Origin of the sequence: Pedobacter sp. 22226, from assembly GCF_052045455.1 — a bacterium.
Lineage (GTDB): Bacteria > Bacteroidota > Bacteroidia > Sphingobacteriales > Sphingobacteriaceae > Pedobacter > Pedobacter jeongneungensis.
On record NZ_JBQEPB010000004.1, the window covers coordinates 367,706 to 388,656 of the forward strand.

At 38.7% G+C, this 20,951-nt stretch carries 13 protein-coding genes and 1 tRNA gene; 12 read left to right on the forward strand and 2 right to left on the reverse strand.

Annotated elements, in window-relative coordinates:
* The first annotated feature begins 276 nt into the window (after positions 1-276).
* The 12 genes from ACTJKC_RS11190 to ACTJKC_RS11245 all read left to right on the forward strand — a co-directional run bounded on the left by ACTJKC_RS11190 (position 277) and on the right by ACTJKC_RS11245 (position 17,782).
* On the forward strand, positions 277-3,549 hold the full coding sequence (locus ACTJKC_RS11190) for a carboxypeptidase regulatory-like domain-containing protein (RefSeq protein ID WP_440791926.1): 3,273 nt from the start codon (positions 277-279) through the stop codon (positions 3,547-3,549).
* A 53-nt stretch (positions 3,550-3,602) separates the two neighbouring features.
* Entirely contained in the window at positions 3,603-4,871 is a 1,269-nt protein-coding gene (locus ACTJKC_RS11195) for a S41 family peptidase (RefSeq protein ID WP_440791928.1), read from the forward strand.
* 125 nt (positions 4,872-4,996) lie between these two features.
* Positions 4,997-6,595 (forward strand): hypothetical protein, encoded by a 1,599-nt coding sequence (locus ACTJKC_RS11200; RefSeq protein WP_344853213.1) that lies wholly within the window; start codon positions 4,997-4,999, stop codon positions 6,593-6,595.
* A gap of 1 nt (position 6,596) precedes the next feature.
* Positions 6,597-7,319: an outer membrane beta-barrel protein gene (locus tag ACTJKC_RS11205; RefSeq protein WP_344853214.1), complete on the forward strand. Its 723-nt coding sequence runs from the start codon at positions 6,597-6,599 to the stop codon at positions 7,317-7,319.
* Positions 7,320-7,438: 119 nt separating this feature from the next.
* Positions 7,439-7,597, forward strand: coding sequence for a hypothetical protein (locus ACTJKC_RS11210; protein WP_440791930.1), 159 nt, complete (start codon positions 7,439-7,441; stop codon positions 7,595-7,597).
* A gap of 275 nt (positions 7,598-7,872) precedes the next feature.
* Positions 7,873-8,442 carry a helix-turn-helix domain-containing protein gene (locus ACTJKC_RS11215; RefSeq protein ID WP_344853216.1) on the forward strand — a complete coding sequence of 190 codons (570 nt, stop codon included), beginning with the start codon at positions 7,873-7,875 and terminating at the stop codon, positions 8,440-8,442.
* Between the two features lie 90 nt (positions 8,443-8,532).
* Positions 8,533-9,423, forward strand: coding sequence for an alkaline phosphatase (locus tag ACTJKC_RS11220; protein WP_440791933.1), 891 nt, complete (start codon positions 8,533-8,535; stop codon positions 9,421-9,423).
* 172 nt (positions 9,424-9,595) lie between these two features.
* Positions 9,596-10,939 (forward strand): DUF5690 family protein, encoded by a 1,344-nt coding sequence (locus tag ACTJKC_RS11225; RefSeq protein WP_440791935.1) that lies wholly within the window; start codon positions 9,596-9,598, stop codon positions 10,937-10,939.
* A 345-nt stretch (positions 10,940-11,284) separates the two neighbouring features.
* Entirely contained in the window at positions 11,285-12,445 is a 1,161-nt protein-coding gene (locus ACTJKC_RS11230; protein WP_440791937.1) for a TIGR03364 family FAD-dependent oxidoreductase, read from the forward strand.
* Positions 12,446-12,550: 105 nt separating this feature from the next.
* Positions 12,551-15,778 (forward strand): SusC/RagA family TonB-linked outer membrane protein, encoded by a 3,228-nt coding sequence (locus ACTJKC_RS11235; protein WP_440791939.1) that lies wholly within the window; start codon positions 12,551-12,553, stop codon positions 15,776-15,778.
* 18 nt (positions 15,779-15,796) lie between these two features.
* Complete coding sequence (locus ACTJKC_RS11240; protein ID WP_440791941.1) at positions 15,797-17,362, forward strand: SusD/RagB family nutrient-binding outer membrane lipoprotein; 1,566 nt, start codon at positions 15,797-15,799, stop codon at positions 17,360-17,362.
* 346 nt (positions 17,363-17,708) lie between these two features.
* Positions 17,709-17,782, forward strand: a tRNA-Asn gene (locus ACTJKC_RS11245).
* 229 nt (positions 17,783-18,011) lie between these two features.
* On the opposite strand, the gene ACTJKC_RS11250 is transcribed toward ACTJKC_RS11245, so the two are convergent.
* Together ACTJKC_RS11250 and ACTJKC_RS11255 are read right to left on the reverse strand one after the other, a co-directional pair.
* A complete protein-coding gene (locus tag ACTJKC_RS11250) occupies positions 18,012-19,259 on the reverse strand; it encodes a hypothetical protein (protein ID WP_440791943.1) in 1,248 nt (415 codons plus the stop codon).
* A gap of 106 nt (positions 19,260-19,365) precedes the next feature.
* Positions 19,366-20,943, reverse strand: a complete 1,578-nt coding sequence (locus ACTJKC_RS11255; protein ID WP_440791945.1) for a SusD/RagB family nutrient-binding outer membrane lipoprotein — start codon at positions 20,941-20,943, stop codon at positions 19,366-19,368.
* Positions 20,944-20,951 lie beyond the last annotated feature (8 nt).

The window sequence follows — 20,951 nt, forward strand, 5'->3', positions numbered from 1 at the left end:
TATTCACCAGGCGCTACAACATTCCAACATTTCAACTTTTTAACGTTCCATCCCTCAACTTTCCTGTAAAATCTTCACGAAATCTTCATCTTTCTGATTGATATTTGAGCATATCGCTCTTCATCATATTCCGGCCTCAAAAGGCCTGTTAAGGAATTGTTTTGCCATTATTTAATTCTCATTTTTATATTGTTAAATCAAGGTTAAACTTAATCTGCTCTTAATATTGAATTAACATTAGTGCTGTTGTTTTGTACCAAAATAAAATAACAGAAAATGAAATCACGTGTACTATCCCTAGTAAGTATTCTTGTGCTCCTGGTCACATTAGTTCAGGCGCAGGTTACAACGTCTAGTATTAATGGAAAGATTAAGGATAACAAAGGTATCATCCCCGGCGCAACCATTGTTATGGTGCATGTGCCTACAGGTACGGTATCTAAAGGCTCGTCAAACGAAAACGGCCTTTACCGCATTGGTAACTTAAACCCGGGCGGGCCATACAAAATCACTGTAACCTTTGTGGGTTATAGTCCGGTGGTAAAAGAAAACATTTATTTAACCTTGGGTAATGATGTAAAACTTGATATCGATCTTCAGGAGCAAGGCAACCAACTGGCCGAAGTAAGTGTGAAGGGGCAAAAAGGCGGAACAAAATCTGGTGCGGGTACAAGCATTGGCGAAGGTCAGATTAAAACCCTGCCTACCATGAACCGCAGCTTACAGGATGTTACCCGCGTAACGCCTCAGGGCAGTAAAGATAATACCTTTGGTGGTACCAACTTCAGGTACAATAACGTAACCATTGATGGTGCAATTAATAATGATGCGATTGGTTTCAGTCCTTCCTTAGGTGGCCAGAGCGGAAGTTCGGGCATGCCGGGAAGCAGTACCCGTACCAATCCGGTTTCACTTGATGCCATCCAGGATGTTACCGTTCTTCTTTCGCCTTACGATGTTAAAGTAGGTAACTTTTTAGGTGGTAGTATCAACGCCGTAACCCGTGGTGGTACCAACGAAGTAGTTGGATCGGTTTACGGTTATGGTCGTAATGCTTCATTAATTGGCAGAAACAAAATCGGCGATAACAGCAAAGAGCCTTCAGCATTCCACGATTATCAAACCGGTTTCCGTGTAGGTTTCCCGATTATTAAAGATAAATTGTTCTTCTTTACCAATGAGGAGATTACCCGCCGTCAAGATCCGGTTATTTTAGGTGCAGGCTCATCAGATATGAAATTGCTTACACTGGCAGAAGCTCAGCAGATTTCTGACCGTATGAAAAATGTTTACGGTGTAGATGCAGGTTCGTTTGGCGATTACAACATTTATTCACAATCTAACAAATTCTTTAACCGTTTAGATTGGAATATCAACGAAAACAACCAGTTAACGATCAGAAATAACACCATTATTTCGAAAGCAACAAATTTGGAAAGAGATCAGTCTAACTTTAGGTTTGGCGGTATCGATTTCAGACAGAATAATAACCAGACTTCGACCGTTGCCGATCTGAAAACCCGCTTCGGAAACGCAGCTACCAACAACTTAATTGTGGGTTACTCTACCGTACACGATTATCGTGATCCGCTGTCTAATCCGGCTTTACCGCAGATCGAGATTGCTTCAAACGGTGGAACATTGTTTTTAGGTACCGATCGTGAGGCCAGTATCTTCAACATGAAACAAAATACTTTCGAATTTACCGATAACTATACTTATAGCTCAGGTATCCACACCTTTACAGTTGGTACACACAATGAGTTTTATAAAATTAATTATGGTTTTGTTAACTCATGGAATGGCCGTGTGGCTTATAGCAGTATTCCAGATTTCCTGGCTAACCAGCCGAACAGGGTACGTACCAGTTATAACTACGATGATAACAGTCGTGATAACATTATTGCCAACCCAACTGCAGAATTTAATGTAAATATGTACAGCGTTTATGGTCAGGATGAAATCCGTATCGGCGACCGTTTTAAATTAACACCAGGTTTACGTTTTGATATGGCGAACCTGCCTGATATGCCATCTTTGAGTACAAAAACAACAAACTCTCCGGTTGATCCAAACTACGGCACAACTTATACCTATACACAGCCATCGTCAATTACCGGAAAATTTCTGAACAAAATTCAGATTTCTCCACGTGTTGGTTTTAATTTCGATGTGTTGGGCAACCAAAGCCTGGTTATGCGTGGTGGTACCGGTTTATTTACCAGCCGTGTTCCTTTTGCGTGGATCGGTTATGCTTATTACAATAACGGTGTAAACTACGGTGCTTTTGATAAATCGTATGTTTATACAAATGCTGATCCTAGCAAAATCGTGAAACCTGCTGCAGGTTCAGATCCGATTAAAGATGCTTTAACCGGTAATGGCGAAGCTGGTTATGTAACCAAACAAGGTGTAAATGTTAAAGATGCAAGCGGTGCTACACAGGTAGATTTGGTGGATAACAACTTTAAAATGCCAAAAGCATGGAGAAGTAATTTAGCTTTTGATTATAAAACAGACGATCAGTGGAAATTTACAGTTGAAGGAATTTTTAGTCAGGTAATTAAAGACGTACAGTTTCAACAGATCAACTATGTAGATAATCCTACTTACATGGTTTACGATACGCAAAAACAACAGCCGATTTACAGCACAACATCTGGGCCAAACGGTAATGGGAAAATCAATAAATTGTTTACCAACGCATATTTGTTATCGAACACCGATAAAGGTTATAAATACAGTTTAACTGCACAGGTAAGTAAATCACTTCCTATCGGTTTAGATATGATGGTGGCTTATACCTACGGAAGATCGAAAGATATTGCCAACGGTATCCGTAACTCAATGGAATCTAACTGGCAATTAAACCAATCGCTTAGCCCTAACAATGCAGGTTTGGCTTACTCTAACTTCGATATCCGCAACAGGATTATCTCAACCATTAATTATAGGTTAGATTGGGCTAAAAACGGTAAATATGTGTCTAACTTCTCGTTGTTCTTCAGCGGTCAGTCGGGTTCTCCATATTCATTGGGTTTAGTAAACACGAGGATCAACGGAACCGGACAAACAGTAAGTTTAATGTATGTACCAGCTGTAGGCGAAACACAGAAATTTTTTGCCAATACACCTGATGGAATTGCACAGGCAGCAGCGTTTGATAGCTATATCAATGGTGATAAATACCTGAGCAGCCGTCGTGGCGATTTTACAGAGCGTAACGGTGCACGTACCCCTTGGAATGTTCAGGCTGATTTCCGTTTCTCTCAGGATTTACAAGTTGCAAAAGGAAAACACCCGCATGTACTTACTTTAACTTATGATATCATCAACCTAACCAACCTGGTTAATAAAGATTGGGGAGTTCAGTATTTTTCTCCTAATACTTATAACTCTATGGCTAGTATGGGTATTAAAGTTCAAACTGCAGGTACACCAACAGCATATCCGGTATACACCTTTAAACAAAGTGATGTAACCTCTTATTCAAAAGATTTCTTTGCATCACGTTACCAGATGCAATTAGGATTGAGGTATAGTTTCTAATCTTATGATTTAAATAATATTGTTGATTACACTTGAATTAATCTCAGTAATTATTGGCAATTCTCGATAGGGAATTGCCAATTTTATTATATCCGAATTGTATTGCCAGTTACCTGCATAAGCTATTGATTGAGTTCAGCTTATTATTATTATTATTATTATTATTATTTGCAAATCACAGTTCTGTGAAAAATGTTTTATTGATCATTATGGTATATTTTTTTTTCAATAGCTGTAAACATGATGGTCTTTCTGATTATGAGAATCCGCGGAATTTCAATGAAATTTTTGAATTATTCTGGTACAAGTTGAATAATCGATATGTTTATTGGGATAAAGATCCAACAAATTGGGACATGGTATATGCAAAATATAAGCCATTATTTGATAGATTGGATGATAGCGATGTTTCGAAAAGAAAGGCTGTTGGTTATTTCAAAGAAATTACCGGTTCATTGATTGATGGTCATTTTAATATTCTTTTTCATGATAAGGTAATTAGGGATTCCGTTATTTTTCCTTCAATTAATAGAAAAAATAAAATTGCCGGTTTTCATGATAGATATAATTATGATGATGTTGTTAAAAATTATTTAGATGCCGGTTTTTTTGGGGGTAAAGGCAGTATTAATATTAATGGCGAATTGATAAATTCACTTGCCGGAACAATTAATAAGAATATCCTCTATTTCCATTGTAATTTTTTTGCACTTAAAAAATCTTATCAATTAAATGATGGTAATAAAGTGCAAGAGGCACTAGCATTTTTCTTCTCAAAACTTAAAAACATAAATGGGCAAACCAAAGGCATTATATTAGACCTAAGAAATAATACTGGAGGTAATATTGAAGATTTAAATTTTATAGGAGGCAAGTTAATTAATCGTGATACTGTTTTTGGATTTTCGAGAAGTAAAAATGGAATTGAAAAATATGGGTATTTTCCTTGGATAGAAGCTAAATTAAAAAGTGATCCGCAATATAACGTTAACGTTCCCATCATAATTTTAGGCGACATTTTTTCCGCTTCCTTGTCTGAAACATTTATTATCGCTTTGAGATCTAAAAATAACTTATTTATCGGCGAGCAAACATACGGAGCAACAGGTCCGGTTTCCGACTCGTCAATATTTAATTCTGGTTCATTTGATGTTGGTGATTTTTTAACCGTAACAAGTTCTTCTGTAGAATTCATAGGCGCTAACGGAGAATTTTATGAGTCAAAAGGCATTACCCCAGACATCATTTCTCCTTTTAACTATAAGCGTCTATCTGAAGGAAAAGATACGCAGCTTGAGTTAGCGATTAGTAGGTTTAATTAGGTAACAAAGTCTTTTTATTATTAAGTCTTTGTTATTAATTTATTATCAAATTGAAACATGGTTTTTCTTTGAAGTGTGCTCTTTATATTTATTATATAACTATAAACCATAATTAAGCTACTAAAATGAAAAAAGAAATTAAATTATCATGTTTTATTATTCTATTGGTACTCTTTTGTTTTGGCTGTAAAAAAGAACAAGAGCAAGGGTATATTAAATTAGGATCCCCTACAAAAAATACAGTTATACCTTACAGTTTTGATTGGGAAACAGTTGATTACATGCCAACACCAGCCGGAACGCAAATATTAGTGCCATGGGCAAGTAATTCAAATCAATCTTTTCCGAGTATCTATGGTACAGATATAAAAAAATCTGATGGATGGGAACTTGTCTATAATACATTTAGCCCAACGCAATTTATACAACCCGCATTCTTTGTCCTATATAATAGATACAGAGGTTTATTAAGAGGGTATTTTTATTTAACGCCTAATACCCCGATACCCAGTAGCAATATTGCTCATTCCTTAACACAAAAAAATAACGCTAATCCTCTGCCTGTACTGAGCTATTCTTCATTAGGTTCGGCAGATTTGAGCACAACCAATAATGTTTCTACATTGGTACAGCAATATAGAACAACATCAACCGGAACCTGGTATGCCGCCGAGTTTGAAATGGCATATGATCCCAATGTAGGTACAAAATCGGCCATTACCAATTTAATGGAATGGTCTGTTAATTCGGTTAATATTAGCGACATTAAAATTAACGGTACCTCAAAAGGCAGTATTAAAGGAACAATTGCCCAGCCTGTTCCTGCTCCAGATTTACTATCTTCCTTTTTTGCAGGAGCGTTGCAGCTTTCTTCTATTTCTATAATAAATGACCTTAAATTGAGCAACCTTTTCGCAACTTCTCTTAAAAGTTCTATGGAGTCAGGTATTCAAGGGAATATTAAAAATGTTGTGAATGCAATTTATGGAGGGGCTAGCGGGGCTGGTACTGATAGTACAAAGCAATATGTTAATTTAACTACTAACACAACATACACGTTAGCAGGAACCTCTACCGACACTTATCAGATCAGTAACCCAACAATGGTAATTCCTGGTAGTAGTGGCCAAGAATCGGTTACGGGATATAGTCCTTTGTATACTAAAGCAATGGGCGTTATGACTTTATCCTCTGTTCCTGAGAGTCATTTAACAGTTGGCACATCAAGTACCGGTATAGTATATAACTTCATGAAATTAGATCCTAACTCATATAGCATCATTTGGAATCCAAATGTAATCAACAACTCTACAACGGGAGCTGCGATACAAAATTTAAAACAGGAAATAATTAGTTATGAAAATTATTTGGATGATACAGATGATTTAAACCCTGCGCATTTCCCATCACAATATACCGAATATGATGGGGATAAGCCTTATTTGAAAAGTGATTTAACAAATAATACAACCAGAGTAGTAAGTCAGATGGGGTTTGTCAATATTGCGGACTATGAAATTCCTTTGCAACAGTTTTCAAGTTGTTCTGGCTGTGATACTTTTGACATGCTAATGGCTTATCCGGTAACCGAAAACAAAAAATTGAGAAATCATGTTCTGAGGATTTCGTTTGATGTCGTTCCAAATAATGGAGCCCCTAGGAGTACTATTGTTAAATCATTCAATATCTTTTTCAAAGGACCAAAAATATATTTTCCTTCTTAAGGTGTTAAAAGATATAAATAATTTGATTGTTGATAAAAAAATACTTTTAACTTTTCTTTCCCTCTTCTTTTTTTTAAACGGAGTTTATGCTCAATTTAGTGTTGGTGTTGATTTTGGAATAACCAATAATCAATTAAATATTACTTCAATTGATACAGCATTAAAGACAAAGGAAAGGCAAGGTTATATTTTGGGTGTTAACTTAAATTATAGACTTGGTAAATTACTATTGTTGGAATTGATTCCTGGTTTCTTGGAAAAGAAATATTCATGGGTGAATGTAAGTGGAATACTTAATGAAGTAAATAATACATATTTACAATTTCCAATCAACTTGAAGTTTTGTTTCTTTTCGAAAAAAAGAATAAACTTATCAATGTCTCTGGGGGGCTATTACGCTTATTGGTTAAGAAGTGAAATAGAGGGGAATGCCCCAAATGTTTTTGAAATAAATAGCGATGCCAAAGAAAATGATATAGTAAAGCTGGAGAGAATTAAATATATGCATAAATTCGATTCAATATATGACAATAGATTAGAGTTTGGTATAAGTAGTAAAGCTGAATTGGAATATCATATCATTAAGAATGTTTTTTTGTCTATTAAATTTCATTATTACAAATCTTTAACAGATCAACAGTATCATACTAATGAAATTGAATCAACAAGGTATAATCAAACTAATGCATTTACAGCAGGATTAGTTTATTTAATAAAAAAGTAAATTCTACTATTTTAAATTAAACTAATCCTGTCCTATTAAACCTTTTTTACCCTGCACCTGTCCAAATTAAACACACAGCGTAAAGCTTGAATTATTTTTTCACTTAAAAAGGTTAGGTTATGAAAAAGATTGTTAATGCGTTGCTCTTATTGGTTATGGCGTTTAATTTTAGTGCCTGCGTAGTTAGTGCACGTGCGCCACGTGCCCACTGGGTACCCGGACATTATAATGTTGGCCCTTACGGCGGCCGTCATTGGGTACATGGTCATTACCGTTAAAACTTTACCGGCCGGTGTTTCACCGGCCGATTTTATAATTGTTTTTTGCAAGTATCTTTTTAAATCTGTTAGCAAGTTTTATGTTCTTTTGGTTCTCATCGATCGGGCTGCTCACCGCAGAATTTTAATTTCTGTGTACTCCGTGCCTTATCTCTGTTTTCGCTGTGGTAAAAAGAATACCACTGTTTGCCTGTTTAAGGTGTAACGAAAGTGATGTTTCATTTAGAATACAGGAATAAAATAATACATTAGCAGTATTAATATCTATTTTAACAATGCAGGAAGAAATTCTTTTACAGATAAGCGGTAAAATTAAAGAAAGACGTAAAGAACTTGGCATCACCGTTCAGGAACTTGCAGATAAGGCAGAAGTAAGTAAAGGCCTTATTTCTCAGATCGAAAACAGCAGAACCATCCCATCCTTAATGGTATTGATGGACATTATTAAAAGCCTGGAAATTGATTTAAACAGCTTTTTTAAAGACATCAATTTTCATAAAAAAGATGCACCTGTGCTTGTTAAACGGAAAGATAATTACCAGAAATTCGAAAAAGAACAAGCCGTTGGCTTTAACTATTCGCGTATTTTAACCAAAAACATTAAATTTTCTACTGCCGATTTTGTACTACTCGAGCTTGAAGTAAATGCACATCGTCCAATGGTTAAAACCGAAGCTTTTGAGTTTAAGTACATGATAGAAGGCAAGGTGGAATACCAGTTTGCGAAAAAGAAAGTGATCCTTGAAAAAGGCGACTCCATGCTTTTCGACGGTAGACTTTCTCATACCCCTGTTAATATTGGCGATACGAAGGCATTGATGTTGGTTGTTTATTTTTTCGAGTAACAATTTAGTAAACAAAGTTTATTTATACTTAACAAATTTTTATCTTCATCTTCATAAATCAACCCTACCTTAACCGGTAAAAATATGAAAATGAAAAAATTTCTAAAAAGCACATTTCTGCTGCTTTTCCTGAGTGTTTTTGTTCAGGCACAATCAAAAAAAATTAAACATATCATCCTGATCGGTTGCGATGGATTTGGAGGTTATGCCCTGCAGGAGGCCAATATGCCAAACCTTAAAGCTTTAATGGCTAATGGCTCGTGGACGGATAAAGCTCGTTGTGTGTTGCCTTCATCAAGCGCAGTTAACTGGGCATCTTTATTGATGGGTGCTGGTCCAACCGAGCATGGTTATACCGAATGGAACAGCAAGGTACCCGAAATCCCTTCGGTAACCAAAACTTCTTATGGTATATTCCCCACCATATTCAGTGTAATCAGGGATCAGAAAAAAACGGCTAAAACAGCTGTTATTTATAGCTGGAATGGTATTGGTTACCTGTTCGAAAAAGAAGCGGTAAGTATTGTTGTAGACGGAAAAGAAAAAGATGATTTCTGCACCGATACTGCTGCTGCGATCATCAAAAACGAAAAGCCTTATTTTACTTTCCTGCATCTGGATGAACCTGACAATACAGGTCATGCCATTGGTCACCGCACGCCGGCTTATTACAAACAACTGGAGCTGGTAGATCAGCGCATTGGTAAAATTTTAAAAGCTGTTAACGATGCTGGCATTACCGATGAAACCATTATTTTAGTAACTGCCGATCACGGTGGAACGGGTAAAGGCCATGGTGGTAAATCGCTGGATGAAGTACAGATTCCGTGGATTATTTCTGGTCCCGGCGTACGTAAAAACCACGAAATAAAAAACGTTATTATTACTTACGATACAGCAGCTACACTGGCCTGGTTAATGAGGCTGCAACAGCCGCAAAGCTGGAGAGGAAAGCCGGTATTAGAAGCATTTGGCAAATAAGCTATCCGAGCCTGGCAGATTTAACAATTTGATAACTTATCATTTGTTTACAAATAATAAACATTGTTTACTATTGTGTTTTTAATGTTATTATGATGGAAATTAGGTTAATCGTGTTAGGTAAGTTGGCTTACAGCCTTAATGTAACCGCGGGGTTTAAATTAATAACGCAATGAGTTTGCTTCATATTGCCCGCAAAAAAGCACTGCACTGGCCCTATTGGCTGGTTACGGTAATTGGTGGCGTTGCAGCCTTTGGTTGTTATACCAGTATGTATGCGTTCAGGAAAGCCTTTGCATCTGCTACTTTCGAGCATCAGGAATTTTTACACATTGATTATAAGGTTTGGCTGGTTATTGCACAAATGGTGGGGTACACCCTGAGTAAATTTTACGGGATCCGTTTTATTTCCGAATCGGGAAAAAGTAACCGGGCCCGGAGCATCATTTTTCTGATTCTTTTTTCCTGGCTCGCGCTGCTTGGTTTTGCACTGGTGCCCGCGCCCTACAATATCGTGTTTCTATTCCTAAACGGCTTTCCATTGGGGATGATCTGGGGTTTGGTGTTCAGTTACCTCGAAGGAAGAAAAACCACTGAGTTTATGGGCGCATTAATGTCGATCAGTTTAATTTTTGCTTCCGGTTTTGTAAAAACGGTGGCCCGTACGCTGATGTCGTTCGCAGCAGTAAGTGATTATTGGATGCCCTTTTTAACAGGTCTGGTATTTTTACCGGCACTACTGCTCTTTGTTTTTTGCCTGGAAGTAATTCCGCCGCCATCTAAAGAAGATCAGGAGCTGAGAACCAAAAGGGTGCCTATGGATGCAAAACAGCGGAAGGCTTTTATCACCGCTTTTTTACCGGGTATTATCTTAACCATTATTATTTATGTGCTGCTTACCTGTATTCGCGATATGCGCGATAATTTTGAAGTCGAAATCTGGAATGGTTTAGGTATTCATAACAACCACATTTATACGCAGATTGATACACTGATTTCGGTGGTGGTACTGGTGATGATGGGGCTTTTAATCCTGATTAAAGACAACCTGAAAGCATTTACAGTAATCCACGTCATGATTATTGCCGGCTGTTTATTGATTGGTGTGAGTACTTACTTTTTCGATCGCGGGTACATGGGGCCAATTACCTGGATGGCTTTACTCGGAATGGGATTGTACATGGCTTACATCCCGTATAATGCCATTTTTTTTGAGCGGATGATTGCCAATTTTCACTATAAAAGCAATATCGGTTTCATTATGTATGTAGCCGATTCAATTGGTTATGTAGGCAGTTTTTCGGTATTGATGCTCCATGAGTTCGGAGAAACCAATATCAGCTGGATGCACTTTTTTAAACAGTGTCTGTTTGCCGTTCCGCTAATTGGTGGGGCATGCAGCGTACTTTCACTGGTGTATTTCAGAAGGAAAACATTGGCTACCAATAAAAAGATGCAGGCAGCGGGAAGTATGGTTTTTAAAGATACCGTCATTTCGGGTAACCATCGGGGGTGAGCACAGGGAAAATCAGATAGCTATCTGATTGGGATGAGGTTTTAAACTTAAATGCTCTCGTATGTCTTATATGATAAAAAATAAGAATTATGATTATCAATTATTTACATTCTGTTATTATAAACAAAACTCCCACTTAACCCGTCATTTCGACCGAAGTGCAACGAAGTGGAGAAATCTGTCTCGGGATAGATCTCTCCCTGCCCGAAGCAGGCGGGCGTTCCGCTGCGCTTCAATCGAGATAACGGATGCTAAATTAAATTGTCATCCTGAGCGTGATCGAAGGATCTTTAATCAATAATAACACAGGTGCATTTTAAAAGCATCTTAAAAAAATAAACAAACATGAATAAACAATTCGATCTTATTGTAATTGGCGGAGGTATTTTAGGTACTTTCCACGCTTACCATGCTTTAATGCTAGGTAAATCGGTATTGCAGCTCGAAAAAGACAATTTTCCGGTAGGTGCTACCGTACGCAATTTTGGTCAGGTGGTGCCCTCGGGTATGGAAGCCGAATGGTTTGAGTACGGTGTAGCCGGACTGGATATCTACAAATCCATCCAGCGGGAATATGATATTTCTGTGCAGCAGAACGGCAGTGTGTACATCGCCTCTGATGATGATGAATGCACTTTAATTCACGAGTTGAAGGCACATTACGATATCATCGGTTATACAACAGAATTGCTCAGTCAGGATGCGATTTTAAAAAAGTATCCTGCCATTAAAGCTTCCTATGCTAAAGAAGCCCTCTTTTTTCCGCAGGAAATCAGTGTGGCACCCGATCAGATGATTCACCGTTTGCATCAGTACATGCAGACAAAATTTGAAAAATACACGCTTAAATATAACAGCCCGGTTACCGCCTGCGAAAGCAAAGATGCCGGGGTAGAAGTTGGGTTAAAAAACAACGCTAAGCTTTTTACGGCAGAGAAAGCCATTATCTGCAATGGTTATGAGTTTAAATTGCTCTACCCCGAACTGTTTAGCGAAAGCGGAATTGTGGTGAGCAAATTGCAGATGATGCGCAGCATTCCGATGCCTGATGTAAAGCTGGAAGGCAATATTTTAACGGGTTTAACCACCCGCCGTTACGAAAGTTTTGAGCATTATTGTCCTTCATTCAAAACCATTAAAACACCAGCGCATTACGAAGAATTGAAAAAATGGGGCATCCACATCCTGTTTAAAAAAGCGGCAGATAACAGCATCATCATTGGTGATTCGCACGTGTATGCTGATGTGAACCATTTCGATGATCTGGGTTTTGATCTAAGCCATCACATTAACGAACTAATGCTGGAAGAAGCAGCACGCATCGTCGATTTCGATGTGCGTAAACTGCAAACAACCTGGGCCGGATTTTACCCGCAGCACCCCTCCAAACATATTGTAACATACGATCTGGACGACCGTATCCACATCCGTACAGCTATTGGGGGTAAAGGAATGACTGCAAGTGCTGGCTACGCCGCAGAAAGCATTAAGAAAATATTTAGTTAACAAATACTAAACAAAAATAGGCTGTTTTGTTAACTAAAAGTTGGCATTAGGCTAACATGCAGATCTTATCATTGCATCTATAAACCATAAACAATTTATAGATAAATGAAACATCTCTACAAGATGAAGATGTGCATGATAACTTTATTGTTATTATGCCTCACGCCCTATTTTACATGGGCGCAAACAAAAATAGCCGGTATCGTTAAGGATGATGCACAGCAGCCGATCCCAGGTGTAAGTGTATTGATAAAAGGTACCAGAAAAGCCACTTCTACCGATTTATCTGGCCGTTTTACCCTCGATGCAAAAACAGGCGAAATGCTTGTAGTAAGCTCTATCGGTTTTTTAACACAAGAGGTGCAGGTTACCGGTGCAAACCTAAGCATCGTTTTAAAAACAGATTCTAAAAACCTGAACGAAGTAGTGGTTACCGCACTTGGAATCCGTAAAGAAAAACGGAACCTTGGTTATGCCATTCAGGAAGTTAAAGGTGCCGATCTGGTAAAAGCAAGGGAAGCCAACCCTGTAAATGGTTTGGTGGGTAAAGTTGCAGGTTTAACTGTCGGTGTATCATCCGAACTTTTGGGTCGCTCATCACTTTACCTGCGTGGTAATGATGTAAACCTGGTGGTGGTAGATGGGGTGCCGATCAATTCGGATACCTGGAACATCAATCCTGATGATATTGATACTTATACGGTGCTTAAAGGCCCTGCTGCGGCGGCACTTTACGGTTATCAGGCTTATAACGGTGCTTTATTAATCACTACTAAAAAAGGCAAACTGAGCGACAAAGGTTTTACTGTAGAATTAAACTCGAGCACTCAGTTTAACAAGGGTTTTATCGCTTTGCCAAAAAGCCAGGACGAATACGGACCTGGTGAACACAGTGCCTATGCCTTTGGCGATGGTAAAGGCGGTGGTTTAAATGATGGTGATTATGATATCTGGGGGCCGAAATTTGAAGGTCAGTTAATCCCTCAATACGATAGCCCGGTGGTAAACGGTGTGCGCCAGGGTACGCCATGGGTAGCCCGCGGTAAAGATAATTTAAAGCGTTTTATCGAAACAGGTTTGCTTTCTGCCAATAATGTGGCGTTATCTTCAGCAAATGATAAGTACAATTTAAGGGTTTCCATCTCTAACAATTACCAGAAAGGAATTATCCCGAATACTCAGTTAAACATCAATAATTTTAATGTAAGCGGTTCTTATAACATCACGCCGAAGTTAAGGGCAGAAACCTATATCAATTACAGCCGTCAGTTTTCGGATAATATTCCTGATGTAAACTATGGTCCGAACAGTGTGATTTACAACATGACGCTTTGGGGTGGTGCAGACTGGAATATTGATGATATGAAAAACTACTGGCAGCCGGGTAAGGAAGGTATCCAATCTATTTATGCCGAATACCAACGTTACCATAACCCTTATTTTATGTCGTACGAGTGGTTACGCGGACATAAAAAGAACGATATTAACGGTTATGCTTCATTAAATTATAATGTAAGCAAAGGATTGGATGTATTATTAAAAACACAGATTTCTACCTACGATCAGTTAAGAACAGAGAAAATGCCATTCTCTGCACACCCTTACGGTCGTGAAGAAGGTTTGGGCGATTACAGGGAAGACCGCCGCAGCATGTTCGAAAACAATACCCAGCTAATTTTAAAATACAACAAAAATGTTGGTGATTTATTCGAGATCAGCGCTTTTGGAGGAGGTAACGCCCGTAACTTCAGTTATAACTCGAGTTTTACCACAACCGATTACCTCAACGTTCCGAATGTGTATAACTTCTCTAACTCTAAAAATCCGGTTAAGGCTTTCGATTTTAACTCTAAAATGTTGGTGTTAAGTGCTTTTTATTCGGTTGATTTAAGTTTTAAAAAATACCTCAACATCAATACTACAGGCCGTGTAGATAAAAACTCTGCACTGCCACCAAACAATAATTCGGCTTTTTATCCTTCAGTTTCATTAAGCTCGGTAATTTCTGATTATGTTAAAATGCCTGAGTTTATTTCTTTTGCAAAAGTAAGGGTATCTTACGCCAACGTTAAAGATCCTGGTTTGGGCACGCAGGATTATATCGGCGCCACGCCATTGCAAAGTTATCCGCTGGGTTATGGCGCAGAATATAATTCGTCTTATGGTGGTCCAGTTTATGGCCTTTCCTCTCCATACACCATCAGGCAAACCTATAATAACCAAACCGGTGCGTATTATACCAATAGCCTTATCGATTTAAATAGCATCAGGGCGCAAAGCAGAACCAATTACGAAGGTGGTATCGACCTTAAATTCCTGAAAAACAGGTTAGGCTTCGAAGCCACATATTTCAGGTACATCGACGGACCAAAAATCATTAAACAAGCCATTCCGCAGGCTTCGGGTTATGAACTAAATACGATTAATGGCCGTAAAACACAGAACAGCGGGGTAGAGCTGAGCTTGTCAGGTTCACCAATCATGACCGATAAATTTGGCTGGGATGTGATGATCAACTGGTCTACCTACAAACAGATTTATAAAGAACTGGCTCCAGGCGAAACATCGGTTGATCAATTCTTCAAAACCGGCGACCGTATCGATAACATCTATGGTTCTGTACTGGCCAAAACACCTGGCGGGCAGGTGATCCATACCGCAAGCGGAACGCCGATCTTGTTGCCGGTTAATCAATTGTTAGGTCATGCCGATCCGAACTGGGTATGGAGTATCGGCAATAAATTCAGGTATCAGAATTTCTCTTTCAGCTTCCAGTTAGATGGTAAAGTGGGCGGTGTAATGCAGGATTATGTAAGGTTAAAATCGTTCCAGGGCGGTCGCCAGATCGAAACCATCCAGGGTAAAATGGGTGATGCCAGGTATCAGGATTATATCCACGTTAGCGATCCCAACTATAAAGGTACATGGGTAGGCGATGGGGTAGTGGTTGCCAATAGCGGTAAACTCAACTTTGATCCGGTTACCGGTGTAATTACCAATTATGGCGATCTTGCTTTCGCTCCAAATAATACCCCTGTTTTATTACAGGATTATTTAGGCGTGTTTTACGGTGCGAAAGAAAATACGATGATGAGCCGTACCTATGCCAAATTGCGCGAAGTAACCTTTGGTTACCAGTTGCCTAAAAAATTACTGGAAGGTACTTTTATCCGTTCGGCCAATATTTCGGTAGTGGGCCGTAACCTCCTGTATTTCATTAATTCTACCTACAACGATGTGGATGTAGATCAGTATTCGGGTAGAGAAGGTACTTCTACATTGCAAACGCCAACCACCAGAAGTGTGGGCTTTAACCTGAATGTTACTTTTTAACTGTTAGCACAAAAGATTATGAAAACGATATATAAAATTTTGTTCCTCTTCATTGCAGTTGCAGTTTGCGGCGGATGTAAGAAACAATTTGAAGACAACTTTAAAAACCCAAACCAGGCCGAAAGTGTGCCGCCAAACTTAGTCCTGAATGGTATTTTATACGACATGTACGAAGCGCCGTTTTCAGGTTCTGAACGTTGGAATCAATACACCGCAGCAAATTATTTCTATTATGCAACCAATAATTACGATTGGACAGGCGCTTCATTAGATTATACCACGCTCAAAAACGTAGGGAAAATGGAAGAAGAAGCCAACCGTTTAGGTGGCGAGGTGGGCAAACCTTACCTGGCTTTGGCCAAATTTTTTAAAGCTTATTTCTTTGTGAAAATGAGTTTAAAGGTGGGCGATATCCCCATGGCGGAGGCTTTAAAAGGCGTAGCCAATCTTACACCAAAATACGACACCCAAAAAGATGTTTTTAAACAATCGTTGCTTTGGTTAGAAGAAGCCAACCAAAACCTGAGCACTTTAATTGCTGCAGGCAATAAAGAGTTAAAGGGCGATATTTACCTTAAAAATGACCTTGTGGCCTGGCAAAAAGTTGTTAATACTTTTAAACTAAGAGTGCTGATCCATTTGAGCAACAGGGTTGATGATGCCGATCTGCAGGTAAAACAACAGTTTGCAGCAGTATTGGATAACCCGACCAAATATCCGGTGATGGACAGTATGGCCGATAACCTTCAGTTTGTGTATAACGAGAGTTTTAACAAGTATCCTAACAATAAGGATAATTTTGGTAACGATGCTTTGCGCTATAACATGGCGGGGACGTATTTAAATACACTTTCTGCGCTGAAAGATCCCCGCGCTTATATGGTGGCAGAACCTGCCAGGGGAATTGCAGAAGCCAATGGATATGCGATTACCGATTACCGCAATTTTGTGGGTGCAAACTCAGGCGAAGATCAGGGGGTGATGTTGGATAAAGTGCAGAAAGGTTTATACTCACTTATTGGCCGTTACAGGTATTACAGTGGTTATACGGCCGAAAATACTTTCATTATTTCTTACCCGGAATTGTGTTTTATCAAAGCCGAAGGCATTAACCGTGGCTGGGCCAATGGCGATGCCGAAAGCTGGTATAAAAAAGGTATTCAGGCTTCTATAGGTTTCTATGGCATTAAAGATGGAAGTAATGTAGTTACTTTTCTTAAAAAGGATGGTAAACTGGGTGAATTTGAAAGCGTCAGTGTTAATTTCAATTTCGAAACTGATTATTATACACAAACTGCGGTTAAATATGCAGGTAATACGGCTACAGGTTTAACACAGATTCTAACACAAAAATACCTTGCCTTTTTTCGAAACTCAGGTTTCGAAGCTTATTACCAGTACCGCCGAACCAATATTCCTGAATTCCAGACCGGGCCGGGTACGGGTAACAGCCAGAGGATTCCGAAACGTTTTCAATACACCACGATCGAAAGAACAACCAATGGCGATAACCTTAAAGTGGCATTACAACGTCAGTATAATGGGGTAGATGATATTAATCTAGCCCCCTGGATTATAAAATAGAAATTGATAACTATTTGATATTCAGTTTTAAAATAAAGAAAAGTTGCTCTGCTTTAAACGGAGCAACATTTTCTTAAATAATATTTTATTTATTTTTTGCATAAATAATTTAAAAGCGCTAATATTGCACTCCCAAAACGAACAAGGGTAAAGTTACTTAAAGGTATATATAACCTCGTTTTAGGAAATGATCAAAGGAATTTGATCATTATTGATTACAACCAGAATAAATATTCCTTCTTAGCTCAGCTGGTTGAGTCCCGCAGGTGCGGGATTAATCAGAGTTAAGAAACGATCAAAGGATTTTGATCAAATTTAGTAAAGTACAACCAGAATAAATAAATATTCCTTCTTAGCTCAGCTGGTTAGAGCATCTGACTGTTAATCAGAGGGTCGCTGGTTCGAGCCCAGCAGAGGGAGCTTGAAAGCGGATAACGAAAGTTATTCGCTTTTTTTGTTTTGAGCTGATCGAAAAATTTACTTTGAGCGTAGGAGAAGGAAGCCCACCAGAGCAAGCAAATTTGTTTTAGCCCTTTACCTCTACGATTCTTCAAGCTGTGAATATTTTACCATGTAAGGAATATAAGGCCATATAAGTTGATATGCCTAATGGTTCAGCAGAGAAATATTTACGCTTAATTGTTGAACATTATTTATCTCCGGTTTTAAAATCGATGAGGTAAGGCTTCATCGTTATGCCATTCGCATCCTTAAATCCTTCTCCAAGTACAAGCTGATATTGCCTGCCGGGTTTTAATTCCGTATCGAATGTTGCAGCGCTGCCATCCGCAGAAAAGCCAATAAAATTTTTAATGTACATGGCATTGTCTTTACCTAATGGGCCATATTCAAAGTTTCTGAAGCGTTTATCCATTGGTTTTGAAAAGAGGATTTTCACTGTATATTTTAAGGAACCTGCTGAATCTGTAACTTTCTCAGGTATCGCACTCACCACAAAAGGACGGTTTTTTTCATATTCATCACTTAATTGCTTAACCGCCTGATCAAAATAACCCGACTGATCCACATAGGCAGATAAAGCTTCCGCATTGTTGTAGTCTAGCTCAATCATTTCGCTAATCGCTTTTGCTTTATCACTCGCTTTTGTATAATACTGTTCGGCAATGGCATAACCCACATAATAGCCCAGATCTCTTACACCAAACTGATTTTCGGCATCGCTATACAACCAAAAGCCGTTTCCGGTATTAAACATCTGCAAGGAAAATGCCTGCATCACTTTTTTAGTATTTGCCTTGCCGTACGCTATGGCGGAAGCAGTAGAAGGACTGGCCATCACCATTTCAGAAACAAATTCTGCAACACCTTCCATTGCGCATTGTGCCAATAGATTGTCGCCCATATTTGTTTTTTGTTGAGTGTGCACATATTCATGGACATTGGTAAAAACCAGGTTCTCAAGGTGCTCGTCAGCCATGGCAATTTCACTTCCAATCAGTACCATTTTACCTGTGGTAGTACCGCCACTTCTAAAGGCACCAACCGTAAAGTAGATTTCTGCGGGCTTTAAAGCCGGATAAAGTTGTTTCAGTTTTTCAACTTTTATGGCGATGGCCTTTGCATAATCTTTCGCTTTTAAGGTATTGGCACGGATGGAATTAAAATAAGTTTGTTGCTCCGTAATAATTTTGAGGTAATCTTTTGTAGTATAGTTCCTGGCCTTTATCATTGCTTTTTGGCCAGGCGTGGCTTTCTCCAGAAATAAGGTACTAAGATACGCGTATTGCGCACTCGTATCTTTTGTGGAGATAATTTTATCGTAAGCCTGCCAGAAATGGTCAATATCTGTAGTGATCAGGTTTACAGATTTTTGCGCCCAAATACTTTGAGTGATGGAAGCGCATAAAAGGGTTGCAAAAAGTATGGCTTTATTCATATCGATAAAAGACACACGAAAAATCAGAATGTGACATTATTAGTGTTTTTTTTACAAAAATGGCCACCATAAAGGCAGCCATTTTTTAAAGCACTATTTAAATGATTTAGAAATTACTCGTTGCAGGTGTATCCCACCACAGGCGTGAAGCGATGTCGTCCTTACCTGAGCTTAAAAAAGTAGTCGCTTCTGCCACAGCCGTAGCATTCCCGGTTCTTTCTGCAGGTACAAATACAAGTCGTTTTATCCATTGATTGGGTGCTATAATGCCCCAATCTGGACTACTGTCATTTTTAGCCACATGCGGAATTTTTGGATATCCTGTTCTTCTAAAATCTACCCAGGCCTCTAAAGTATTGGTAAAAGTAGCCAAGTATTTTTGGGTGATAATTTTTTCCAGTTTCAGTTCATCAGAATCGCCTGCATCCCATGCTACCGTAATGGTAGAAAGTGGCGTGAAATTATTTTTACTGTCTTTTGGGTCAACATAATTAATAGGCTTGCTTGTTGCATCTGCCAGGTAGGCATCAACACCGGCAGCTCCCCAGTCGGCAAACGACAAACGAACGCCATCCTCATAATTGGTTTTGGCATCGCCGGCACCGGCCCAGCCTCTTAATGCCGCTTCAGCTTTTAAAAAGGCTGTTTCCGATGCAGTAAACCCTCTTCGCTTTTGTACTGATTTGAAATCTGTATTAACCGTTGAATACGAAACCCTGTCATCTTTGGCATTTATAAATGCTCCGCCGCGGATACCTTTATATTTATAAGCAGGGTGATCAGAAACTAATGAAGCATCGGTTACTTCATTAAAATACTTAGCTATACGGCCATCTTTTAAGCCTACCATAAAAGATTCCATTGTAGCACCCATCCGTGTATCATTCCAGTCAAAGCTGATTGTTGCAACTGGCATTACATTGCCATTAAGAGGTACAAGGAAATTTTCGGCATTAGTGGTAATTAATCCAACCGGGTCTGACAAAGCTTTTTCGCCCTGTGTTTTAGCAATTGCAGGGCTAACCTTAACCAAACGCATGGCCAAACGCAACCGTACTGAATTAAGCAATTTTAACCATGAGTTGATATTGCCTTTATAACTTGGGTCGAATTTGATAAAGCCCACATACGATGTGTTGGCTTTGAGATTTGCTTCAATCTGATCTAATTGCGTAAACATATTGTTATACAGATCTGACTCTTTATCGTATTTAATTGAACCCAATCCTGAAGTTCCATAGTTAGAATAAATTACCGGTCCGTGTAAAGCTGTTAATTTAGATATTGCCAGAATTCTAACCAACTTTGCCCAATCGCCAAACAATGGTAAGTTTTTTTCCTGGGCAAGTTGTATTACCTGTTTTGAAGGTGACATTACACTGCCGTATATACGGTTCCAGTAAGAATCAATCCAGCGCAGGTAATAGGTGGTGTTGTTTACATTCCCAACAAAAGGGGTGGGTGTACCCATATAGCCCATCCAGTTATCGTAACACAAATCTTCTTCAACCTGGTGTCCCATTAGGTTAAATAACATCACTGAAAAAGAAGAACCTACTAAATTAAAATCCTGTTCTAACATCTTATCTGTTATCTGATTCGGATTTGTATTTATCTCTTCGAAATTTTTGGTGCAGGAATTGAGTAAAATCAAAGCAAGCACCATTAAACATAATTTTTTCATTATTAAGA

Bases quoted from the DNA above. Each gene is read 5' to 3' on its own strand.
- ACTJKC_RS11230 (WP_440791937.1), top strand. From the start codon at position 11,285: ATGAATAAACAATTCGATCTTATTGTAATTGGCGGAGGTATTTTAGGT.
- ACTJKC_RS11220 (WP_440791933.1), top strand. From the start codon at position 8,533: ATGAAAAAATTTCTAAAAAGCACATTTCTGCTGCTTTTCCTGAGTGTT.
- ACTJKC_RS11210 (WP_440791930.1), top strand. From the start codon at position 7,439: ATGAAAAAGATTGTTAATGCGTTGCTCTTATTGGTTATGGCGTTTAAT.
- ACTJKC_RS11225 (WP_440791935.1), top strand. From the start codon at position 9,596: ATGAGTTTGCTTCATATTGCCCGCAAAAAAGCACTGCACTGGCCCTAT.
- ACTJKC_RS11190 (WP_440791926.1), top strand. From the start codon at position 277: ATGAAATCACGTGTACTATCCCTAGTAAGTATTCTTGTGCTCCTGGTC.
- ACTJKC_RS11235 (WP_440791939.1), top strand. From the start codon at position 12,551: ATGAAACATCTCTACAAGATGAAGATGTGCATGATAACTTTATTGTTA.
- ACTJKC_RS11215 (WP_344853216.1), top strand. From the start codon at position 7,873: ATGCAGGAAGAAATTCTTTTACAGATAAGCGGTAAAATTAAAGAAAGA.
- ACTJKC_RS11200 (WP_344853213.1), top strand. From the start codon at position 4,997: ATGAAAAAAGAAATTAAATTATCATGTTTTATTATTCTATTGGTACTC.
- ACTJKC_RS11255 (WP_440791945.1), bottom strand. From the start codon at position 20,943: ATGAAAAAATTATGTTTAATGGTGCTTGCTTTGATTTTACTCAATTCC.
- ACTJKC_RS11250 (WP_440791943.1), bottom strand. From the start codon at position 19,259: ATGAATAAAGCCATACTTTTTGCAACCCTTTTATGCGCTTCCATCACT.
- ACTJKC_RS11240 (WP_440791941.1), top strand. From the start codon at position 15,797: ATGAAAACGATATATAAAATTTTGTTCCTCTTCATTGCAGTTGCAGTT.